The sequence below is a fragment of the Pseudolysinimonas sp. genome, from assembly GCF_044239695.1.
Lineage (GTDB): Bacteria > Actinomycetota > Actinomycetes > Actinomycetales > Microbacteriaceae > Pseudolysinimonas_A.
Map to the genome: position 1 here is coordinate 1 of NZ_JBIIAW010000105.1, position 9,278 is coordinate 9,278.

Genomic DNA, 9,278 nt, shown 5'->3' on the forward strand with positions numbered 1-9,278 from the left:
GGGCACCGACCTGCCGCGCGACGAACTGCTCGGGCTGGCGCGCCAACTCGGGGCCGACGTGCCGTTCGCGTTCACCGGCGGCACCGCGATCGGCACGGGCCGCGGCGACGAGCTCTCGCCCGCGCTCGCGCAGGGCACCTTCCAGTGGGTGCTCGCGATCGCCGAGTTCGGACTCTCGACGCCGGCCGTCTATCGCGAACTCGACGAGCATCGGGCACGTCACGCGGGCGACGTCGCCCCGCCGCGCCCCGCACCGACCGTCGGCACCGACGTGCTCCAGGCGCTCCGCGCCGGAGACGCGCGGATGCTCGCCGACGCGATGCACAACGATCTGCAGGCTCCGGCGCTGCACCTCGAGCCGTCGCTCGCGAAGGTGCTCGAGACGGGGGAGCGCAACGGCGCCCTCGCCGGAATCGTCTCGGGGTCGGGACCGACCGTGGCGTTCCTCACCGCCGACCTCGACACCGCCCTCGAACTGCAGATCGCCCTGTCGGCGGCGCAACTCACCGTCGTGCGGGCCACCGGCCCCGTGCACGGTGCCCGCATCCTCCCCGACTGACCCCGCCCCGCCCCGCGGGTTGAGTGCCCGCGCCCCGCGCGGGTGTATCGAGACCGCCTCCGAGTAACCCGTCGTCGGGTTTCGATACACCGCGCTCTGCGCGGCACTCAACCCGCGGTAGCGGGGCCGATGCGCAGCACAGCCGGACCGAGGCGCAGGATCCCGTCGTCGCGGGGACCGGTGCGCAGCCCGCCCCGTCGCCGGAAGGCCCGGTGCGCGCCCTCACCGACGGCGGCGTTCATCCACCCGCAGGGGTTGCACGGGCGGGCATCGCCGAAGCGGACCGCACCCGAGCCGGAGTCGAGCGAGAACTCGGTGCGGGCGAGGGCGTCGACATCCACCCCCCGCAGCAGGATGTTGCGCCGCGTCTGCCGCAGCCCCGGGACGGGTACCCCGAGCTCGGCGGCCACGAACTCCAGCGACTCGACGGCCTGGAGTGACACCGACGACGCACGGTGGGCGCGCTGGTTGAAGTACCGGTCGCCGACGATGCCCATCCCGGCCCTGAACTCCAGTCGGGTGCGCAGTTCCTCGACGCCGCCCGCGCGGGGTCCGTCGGAGGGGCGCCCCTCGTAGCGGTGCACGGGCGAGGCGAGCAGCTCGACGATCTCCACGTCGATCGCGTCGAACAGCGTGGACATCGGGCCAGGCTACGCCGAGGGCTCCGACTCCGCCGGACGCCCCCGACGGCGCAGCCGGATCACCACGAAGGCGACGATCACGACGACGACGGCCCCGAGTACGACGTACTGCAGCACGTCGGCGAACGGTTCGACGGCAGCCCAGTTCTCGCCGAGGAGGTAGCCGGCGAGTACCAGGAGCGTGTTCCACAGGGCGCTGCCCGTGAAGGTCAGCACGGCGAACAGCAGCAGGTTCAGCCGCGTGATTCCGGCGGGGATCGAGATCAGGCTGCGGAAGATGGGCAGCAGCCGCCCGAAGAAGACCGTCTTCGCCCCGTGCCGACGAAACCACGCGGTCGTCTTGTCGACATCGCTCACCTCGACGAGCGGCATGCGGCGGGCCACCGCGCGCAGCCTGTCGATGCCCAGGAGCGCCCCGGAGCCGTAGAGGATGAAGGCCCCGACGAGCGATCCCGCCGTCGACCAGAGCAGCGCCTCGGCGAGGGTGAAGTCCCCGCGACTCGCGGTGAAGCCGGCGAGCGGCAGCACGATCTCACTCGGGATGGGCGGGAACAGATTCTCGGCGGCGATGACGAGCCCGACGCCCGGGGCGCCGATCGCTTCCATGACGTCGACGGCCCAGCCGGCGAATCCGCCGAGGTCTCCGGTCTCCTGCAGCACCGTTCCACGGTAGGCGAGCGATCCTGCGTGAATCCTCGGACGGTACGCTTGCTCGAATGGTCCACTTGCTCGGCGCAGAGGGCGTCGGGCACGAGTTCCCCACGCGTGTCGTCTTCGACTCGGTCACCGTCGGCATCGACGAGGGCGATCGCATCGGCATCGTCGGTCGCAACGGCGACGGCAAGTCGACGCTCATGAAGATCCTCTCGGGGCGTCTCGAACCCGATCGCGGTCAGGTCACGCGCCGCGGCGGCGTCACCCTCGGGATGCTCGACCAGGGCGATTCCCTGCCGCCCGAGCAGCTCGTGCGCGAAGCGGTCGTCGGCGACCGCGAGGAGCACGAGTGGGCGGGCGACGCCCAGGCCCGGGATGTCATCGCCGGCCTGCTCTCCGACCTGCCCTGGGAGGCGCGCATCGGCGACCTCTCCGGTGGCCAGCAGCGTCGCGTCGCGCTCGCCGCCCTGCTCACCCGCGACTGGGACATCGTCTTCCTCGACGAGCCGACCAACCATCTGGATGTCGAAGGCGTCGCCTGGCTCGCCCAGCACTTGAAGACCCGGTGGTCGGCGAACAAGGGCGGACTCGTGGTCGTCACGCACGATCGCTGGTTCCTCGACGAGGTCTGCACCGACACCTGGGAGGTGCACGACCGCATCCTCGAGCCCTTCGAAGGTGGCTACGCGGCCTACGTGCTGCAGCGGGTCGAACGCGATCGGATGTCGGCTGCGAGCGAGTCGAAGCGGCAGAACCTCATGCGCAAGGAGCTGGCCTGGTTGCGCCGCGGTGCTCCCGCGCGCACGAGCAAGCCGAAGTTCCGCATCGACGCCGCGAACGAGCTCATCGCGAACGAACCGCCGGTGCGGGATGCCGTCTCGCTCAAGCAACTCGCGACGACGCGGCTCGGCAAAGATGTCGTCGACCTCATCGATGTCGGGGTGACCTACGGCGAGAAGACGATCTTCTCCGACGTCACCTGGCTGATCGCGCCGGGCGAGCGCACCGGCGTCATCGGCGTCAACGGCGCCGGCAAGTCGACGCTGCTCGGGCTCGTCGCCGGAACCGTGCAGCCGACCACCGGTCGAGTGAAGCGCGGCAAGACCGTGAAGATCGCGATCCTCGATCAACGCCTCGTCGGCCTCGAGGAGGTCATGAACGACCGGGTGAGCGACGTCGTCGCGCGGCAGAAGGCGTCGTACGTCTCCGGCGGCGTGGAGATGACGCCCGGACAGCTGCTGGAACGGCTCGGCTTCACGACCGCGCAACTCTCGACGCCGGTCAAGGATCTCTCCGGCGGACAGAAGCGGCGCCTGCAGCTGCTGCTCATCCTGCTCGACGAGCCGAACGTGCTCATCCTCGACGAGCCGACCAACGACCTCGACACCGACATGCTCGCCGCGATGGAGGACCTGCTCGACACCTGGCCGGGCACCCTCCTCGTCGTCTCGCACGACCGCTATCTGCTCGAGCGCGTCACCGACAACCAGTACGCCGTGATCGACGGGGGATTCCGGCACCTGCCGCAGGGCGTCGACCAGTATCTGGAGCTGCGGAAGAACGCCACCCGCGGGTCGAGTAGCGCCGCGCGCAGCGCGACGCGTACCGAAACCCCGACCTCCGCGCTCTCCGGCGGGGAGCGCCGCACCCTCGAGAAGGAGCTCGGCTCGCTCGACCGCCGCATGCAGAAGGCGCACGAGGCCATCCGCACCGGGCGCGACGCGCTGGCCACCCTCGATCCGAGCGACTACGTCACGATGGGTGAGCGACAGGCCGCGATCTCGAAGCTCGAGACCGACGCCGCCGCACTCGAGGAGCGTTGGCTCGAAGTCAGCGCGCTGCTCGAAGGCTGACGCGGCTCAGACGCCCCCGCCCCCTCCGCCTCCCCCGCCGCCCCCTGACGAGCCGCCGCCCCCGCCGCCGCCACTCGACGACGACCCCGACGAGCCGGAGTACGACGTCGACACGCTCGACGACAGCGACCCGATGCCGGCGGCGAAGGCGCCGATCGCGAAGCCGTTCGACCCGGCGTACCAGTCGGGCGGGGTGGAGGTGTCGTAGTGCTTGGCGATCTCGTCCGCCCACTCCTTCTCGAGTCCGAAGATGACGGCGTAGGGAAGGAGCTTCTCGTAGATCTTGATGATGGCGGCCCCGTCGGCCGTCGAGACGCGCTCCGCCCCCGAGATGCTCTGCAGCATCTGCAGCCGGTCGGCTTCGGCGACCCGGATGAACTCGCGCAGGCCCTCGAGGTGTTCGCGCAGTTCCGCGCCCTTCCGGGTGAGCGGGCGCCGGCTCGCCAGCAGCCCGATCGAGAAGATCGCGACCCAGGGGAGGATGACGAACGCGGCGATCGAGATACCCACCCACGTCTCGCCCCCGCCGCCGAAGACCGACTGCCCGATGAGCAGGATGCCGGCGAGCACGAAGGCGCCGAGTACGACGAGCATCGGCCGCCAGGACGGCTTGCGCCGCAGGCCCCCCGCCTCGACCTCCTTCTCGACGGCCTTGGTGAGCGCGACGACCTGCTGCCCGAGCGCGGTGTCGCCCTTGGTGAGCCAACGCACCTCGCCGGCGGGGTCGGGGATCGGCGTCGGGGTCGAGCCGCCGATGGAGAGGATGTTCCGAAGTCCCGGCAGCACGCCGCCCACCGAGAACGGGTTGACCGAGAACAGGGCGCCCATGACGCGCTGCTCGTCGGGGGCGAGTCCGGCGCTCGAGAGCTTCTGCACGCCGAAGACCTTGCTCCAGCCCTGGTCGTGCTCGAGGATGCGCAGGTTCTTCTGCACCGCGAGGTCGACGATCGCGGCCGCCATGCCCTTGCGCGGCTTGCCGACGATGTTGCTGGCGACGAACATCCCGAGGTCTTTCGGGCCCTCGTACTGCGCGATGATCGTGCCACGACCGGGGGCGTCGCGCCAGAACACGAAGCGCGTGATGAGCGCGAAGATCAGGGCGAAGATCACGAGCGCGATCGCGAGCAGGGCGAGGATCGGCACGTAGGTCCAGAACGGCGCCCCGGCGAAGGTGCCCTCGTCGAAGCTGACGACGACGGTCATGTTCTGCCGCGGGAACAGACCGGTGACCGACGCCGTGAACTCGCCGTCGCCCTCGTTGTCGATCGTGCACGCGTCGGTGGCGCCCTCGTAGCCGTAGTAGCAGTACGCCTCACCGGTGAGCGCCGACCGGATCTCGGAATCGACCCGCACGGTCGCGCTGACCTCGCCGAACGGCTGGAACCAGCCGGTGCCGTTCGTGTCCCAGAAGAACTCGTCGCGCGTCACGCCGTCCGAGAGATCGGTCGAGGTGGCGGTGACGTCGGACTGCGTGTACTCGATCACGTAGGTCTGCTCGCCGTAGACGAACTGCCCCTGCGGCACCGCGATGGTGACGGTCGTGAAACCCTCGTCGTCGGTCGCCACCTCGTAGGAGCGGGCGACACCGTTCTCGTCGGTGACCCGCACCATGTCGAGGCTCGTGCTGTGGCCCTTGTAGTCGGTGACCAGGGCGCGACGGATGCCGCGGTTCTGGTCGAAGTCGGGGAACACGGCGACGAAGGTCTCGACGGTGCGCAACTGCGAGCGACCGTTCTCGGCGCGGGAGAGTTCGTAGAGGGCGTCGAACGACGAGAACTCGAAGTCGTCGACTCCGGAGCCTGCGGCGTCGAGCGCGACGACGGCGGGCGCATCCGGATCGGGGTCGGAGTCGGCGAACGCGGGCGCCGATCCGGCACCCACCAGCACCGCTCCGAGCAGGAGGGTCAGCAGGATACGGAGACGTCGGGGTGCGCGCACGTCGTCAACCTATCGGCCCGCTAGGCTCGCGTCGATGTCCGTGTCGACCCGGATCGCCGGACTCGGGGTGCACCTTCCTGACGCGGTGAGGTCGACCGCCGAGACCGAGCGGCGCCTGAGAGCCGAGAACCCCGGCTTGCGTCTGGCGACCGGTCTGATCTCCCGCATGACCGGGGTCGAGTGCGTGCACGTCGCGCCCGACGACTGGCAGGCGTCCGATCTGGCGGTGGCGGCATCCCGGCAGGCGCTCGAGGAGAGCCCCGGCGAGATCGACCTCGTGCTCTTCACCGCGGCCGCGCAGGACCTGGTCGAACCGGCGACCTCCCACATCGTCGCCGCGAAGCTCGGGCTGAACGCTCCGGTGATGGACGTCAAGAACGCCTGCAATTCGGTGATTAACGGGATGCAGGTCGCCGACGCCCTCATCCGCACCGGCCAGTACCGCCGCGTGCTCGTCGCAAGCGGCGAGAAGACGTCGGTCTCGGTGCGCTGGCGCCTCGGCGACAGCCGGCAGTTCATCCCGTCGTTCCCCGGCTACGTGATGGGGGATGCCGGCGCCGCCGTCGTGCTCGAAGCCTCCGACGACCCCGACGGCGGCATCCGCGCGTCGCGGTTCTTCGCCGAGTCGCGACACTGGAACGTCGGCACCCTGCCCGGCGGCGGCACGATGCGCACCCACGACCCCGACGCCAACTACTTCCACATGGACGGCGCGGGGTTGCAGAAGGCGTTCCTCGAGATCGGTCCCGAGCCGGTCGAACGGATGCTGCGCGAGACCGGGTACACGATGGATGACTTCGACCTCGTCGCCATCCATCAGGTGGCTCTGCCCTACCTCGCGCCGATCTTCGAGCGCCTCGGCGTGCGCTCGGACCGGTCGCTCGTCACCGTCGCGGAGCACGGCAACATCGCCTCCGCCACTCTCCCGCTGCAACTGCGGCTCGCCCGCGAGCGCGGCATGGTCGGCCCCGGCTCCCTCGTGCTGCTGATCGGTCTCGCCGGCGGCATCTCCCTCGGCCTCATGGTCGTGCGGCTGTGACCGCCGACCCCTCCCGCGGGTTGAGTGCCGGCCGCAGAGCGGCCGGTGTATCGAAACCGCCCCCGAGTAACCCGGACGTTGGTTTCGATACACCCGCCTCCGGCGGGCACTCAACCCGCGGGGAACGGCTCGCGGTCGTCGTGCCGGTGTTCAACGAGGCGGCCGGTATCCTCCCGACGCTCGAGGCGCTCCGCGCGCAGCGCGACGCGGACTTCGACGCGGTGTTCGTCGACAACGCCTCCACCGACGGGTCGGCCGACGTCATCCACCGCTTCATCGCGCAGCACGGGCTGACCCGCTGGCGGGTGATCGTGGAGCCGCAGAAGGGAACGGGCGCCGCCGCCGACACGGGGATGCGCGCCGCGATCGCCGCCGGCGCGACCCTGCTCGCGCGCACCGACGCCGACTGCCTGCCGCGCGCCGACTGGACGGCGTCGATCCGCCGGGCCCTCACCGAGCGCGGCCTGCGGTTGGTCGGCGGTGAGCTGATCGCCCGCCGCGACGAGGGCACGTCGCTGGTGACCCGGGCGGTGCTGCGCGGGGCGGTGCATCTCGCCGAGGGCTTCGGGCGCATCCGCTCGGGCAATCGCGACCCGGCCTATCTCGGGCCGTACCTGATGGCCGCGGGCTGCAACGTCGGGATCACCGCCGACCTCTACGTCGCGGCGGGGGGCTTCCCGCGCACGAAGATCGAGGACCTCCACGAAGACCGGGCCCTCGTCAACGCGGTGCGGCGACTCACCCGCGCCTACGCCCGCCGATCGGATGTCGTCGTCTTCGGGTCGTCGCGCCGGGTGCGGGCGTGGGGGCTGAAGAACACCCTCCTCTGGTACAAGGACCACGCCTACCGTCCCGAGCACGTGGACATCAGGTGAGCACCGCCACCGCGAGGAAGTGGGAGCAGCGCGTGCTGCGGGCGGCGCATCCGATCGCCTTCCCGCTGCTGTCGGCGGTGCGCGCACCCGTGCGGCGGATCCCCGGTCTCGGGGTGCTCGTCAAGGACGCCGCGCTGCTGCGGGCGACCCTGATGGACACCGACGGGTTCACCAAGAACGGGCCGGGGGCGCCGAGCGACCTGTGGACGCCGGTGCTCGGGCCGTCGGTGCTGCTCAACATGGAGGGTGTCGAGCACGGGACGCTGCGCCGGAAGCTGGGTCCGCTGTTCGCGCCGGGGTTCGTGGATGCCCTGGTGAGCGCGTCGCTCGGGCGCTCCACCCGAGAGTTGGCGGCCGCCCTCGCCCGAGGCGACCGGGTCGACCTCGTCGCCCATTCCCGCCGCTCGGCCTCCGCCGTCATCGCACGTCTCGTCGGGCTCGACTCCGACGTGATCGACGACGAGCTCTTCGCCCGGGTGGCGCGGGTCACCGGATTCGTCACGCTCGCCCGCCCGCGGCTCACCCCGTCGCAGCTCAGGGTCGCCCGCGGCATCCTCGCCGAGCTGGGGGAGCACGCGCGGCGCGCCTACGCGGGCGACGAGTCGACGGTGCCGGGACGGATGCGCGCCCTCGGCCTCGACGAACGCGAAGCCCTCGGTGCCGTCGCCGCGTTCGTGCTCACCGGCACCGAGACGATCGTGTCGTACGTGCCGCGACTCGCCGCGATCCTCATCGACTCGGGTTGGCTGCCGCGGCTCGCCGCCGAACCCGACCTCGTGGATGCGGCGGTCGCCGAAGGGCTGCGGGTCACCACCCCGTCGCCGATGATGCTGCGCTCGGTCGTCGCGCCCCGCGACCTCGGCGGCGTCGCGGTGAAGCCGGGGGAGCGCATCCTGCTCGGCACGTACTGGGCCAACCGCGCGCTCGGCGACTTCGACCCCGCCACCAACCCGGCAGCTCAGCTGAAGCAGCTGTGGTTCGGCGCCGGGGCCCATTACTGCCTCGGCGCCCCGCTCGCGATGGCGCAGATCCGTCTCACCCTCGGTGCCCTCCTGGAGACCCCGACCCTCCGGGTCGCCTCCCGTCGCCCGTCCCGCGGCGTGCTCATCCCGTCGTACGCGCGGCTCGAGTTGGAGCGCGCGTGAGCGACCTCGTCGAGGCCGTCCTCGCCGCCTGCGATGAGGGAGGCACCCGAAGCGGGTTGAGTAGCGCGCCGCGCAGCGGCACGCGTGTCGAAACCATCACCTACGCAGAACTCGGCTCGAAGATCCGCTCCACCGCCGCCGGTCTGCGCGACCTCGGGATGCGCCGCGGTGACCGCGTGCTCTTCTCCCTCCGCCCAGGGCCGGATGCCGTCATCCTCGCGCTCGGCATCGTGCACGCCGGCGGCACCGTCGTGTTCGCCGACCCCGGCGCCGGCGAGGCGCTGTTCCGCGCCCGGGCCGCCCTCGCCGCCCCCACCTGGGTCGCTGCGGAGTCGCTCCTCTACCTCGCCTCGACGCCGCTGCTGCGTCCGCTCGCCCGCCGCCGCGGTCTCGACCTGCCCGACTACGCCCGCCTCGTCCCCGCCGCCCGCCACCTCTATGCCGGCCGCTGGTTGCCGGGTGTTCCTCGATCCGCGCACCCCCTCTGCGGGTTGAGTGCCGGGCGCAGCCCGGTGTATCGAAACCCGGCCCCCGGCGACGCGGACGTTGGTTTAGATAAAACCCAGCGCGGCAC

At 71.2% G+C, this 9,278-nt stretch carries 8 protein-coding genes and 1 pseudogene; 6 read left to right on the top strand and 3 right to left on the bottom strand.

Annotated elements, in window-relative coordinates; all coding sequences use genetic code 11:
* Positions 1-559 (top strand): annotated as a pseudogene (locus ACILQS_RS13505) (4-(cytidine 5'-diphospho)-2-C-methyl-D-erythritol kinase); the annotation flags it as partial.
* Between the two features lie 107 nt (positions 560-666).
* On the opposite strand, the gene ACILQS_RS13510 reads toward ACILQS_RS13505, so the two are convergent.
* Positions 667-1,200, bottom strand: coding sequence for an MOSC domain-containing protein (locus tag ACILQS_RS13510; RefSeq protein WP_395640653.1), 534 nt, complete (start codon positions 1,198-1,200; stop codon positions 667-669).
* A 9-nt stretch (positions 1,201-1,209) separates the two neighbouring features.
* Complete coding sequence (locus ACILQS_RS13515; RefSeq protein ID WP_395640660.1) at positions 1,210-1,806, bottom strand: DedA family protein; 597 nt, start codon at positions 1,804-1,806, stop codon at positions 1,210-1,212.
* A gap of 110 nt (positions 1,807-1,916) precedes the next feature.
* Between ACILQS_RS13515 and ACILQS_RS13520 the strand changes: the two genes are divergently transcribed.
* Positions 1,917-3,707 (top strand): ABC-F family ATP-binding cassette domain-containing protein, encoded by a 1,791-nt coding sequence (locus ACILQS_RS13520; RefSeq protein ID WP_395640654.1) that lies wholly within the window; start codon positions 1,917-1,919, stop codon positions 3,705-3,707.
* A 6-nt stretch (positions 3,708-3,713) separates the two neighbouring features.
* Here the strand turns inward: ACILQS_RS13520 and ACILQS_RS13525 are convergent, their stop codons facing one another.
* On the bottom strand, positions 3,714-5,645 hold the full coding sequence (locus tag ACILQS_RS13525; RefSeq protein WP_395640655.1) for a DUF2207 domain-containing protein: 1,932 nt from the start codon (positions 5,643-5,645) through the stop codon (positions 3,714-3,716).
* 34 nt (positions 5,646-5,679) lie between these two features.
* Here ACILQS_RS13525 and ACILQS_RS13530 point away from each other — a divergent pair, with 34 nt between their 5' ends.
* From ACILQS_RS13530 to ACILQS_RS13545, 4 genes are all read left to right on the top strand, one after another.
* Positions 5,680-6,684, top strand: a complete 1,005-nt coding sequence (locus ACILQS_RS13530) for a 3-oxoacyl-ACP synthase III family protein (protein ID WP_395640656.1) — start codon at positions 5,680-5,682, stop codon at positions 6,682-6,684.
* Between the two features lie 140 nt (positions 6,685-6,824).
* Positions 6,825-7,559, top strand: coding sequence for a glycosyltransferase family 2 protein (locus ACILQS_RS13535; protein WP_395640657.1), 735 nt, complete (start codon positions 6,825-6,827; stop codon positions 7,557-7,559).
* Positions 7,556-8,704 (top strand): cytochrome P450, encoded by a 1,149-nt coding sequence (locus tag ACILQS_RS13540; protein WP_395640658.1) that lies wholly within the window; start codon positions 7,556-7,558, stop codon positions 8,702-8,704. Before ACILQS_RS13535 ends, ACILQS_RS13540 begins: the two co-directional genes overlap by 4 nt.
* The coding region (locus ACILQS_RS13545; RefSeq protein ID WP_395640659.1) for an AMP-binding protein at positions 8,701-9,278 on the top strand (578 nt) is incomplete at its 3' end. The genes ACILQS_RS13540 and ACILQS_RS13545, both read left to right, overlap by 4 nt.

What these genes read in the sequence shown, in the direction of transcription:
- ACILQS_RS13530 (WP_395640656.1), top strand. Translation starts at nt 5,680, where the DNA reads ATGTCCGTGTCGACCCGGATCGCCGGACTCGGGGTGCACCTTCCTGAC.
- ACILQS_RS13510 (WP_395640653.1), bottom strand. Translation starts at nt 1,200, where the DNA reads ATGTCCACGCTGTTCGACGCGATCGACGTGGAGATCGTCGAGCTGCTC.
- ACILQS_RS13515 (WP_395640660.1), bottom strand. Translation starts at nt 1,806, where the DNA reads ATGGAAGCGATCGGCGCCCCGGGCGTCGGGCTCGTCATCGCCGCCGAG.
- ACILQS_RS13520 (WP_395640654.1), top strand. Translation starts at nt 1,917, where the DNA reads ATGGTCCACTTGCTCGGCGCAGAGGGCGTCGGGCACGAGTTCCCCACG.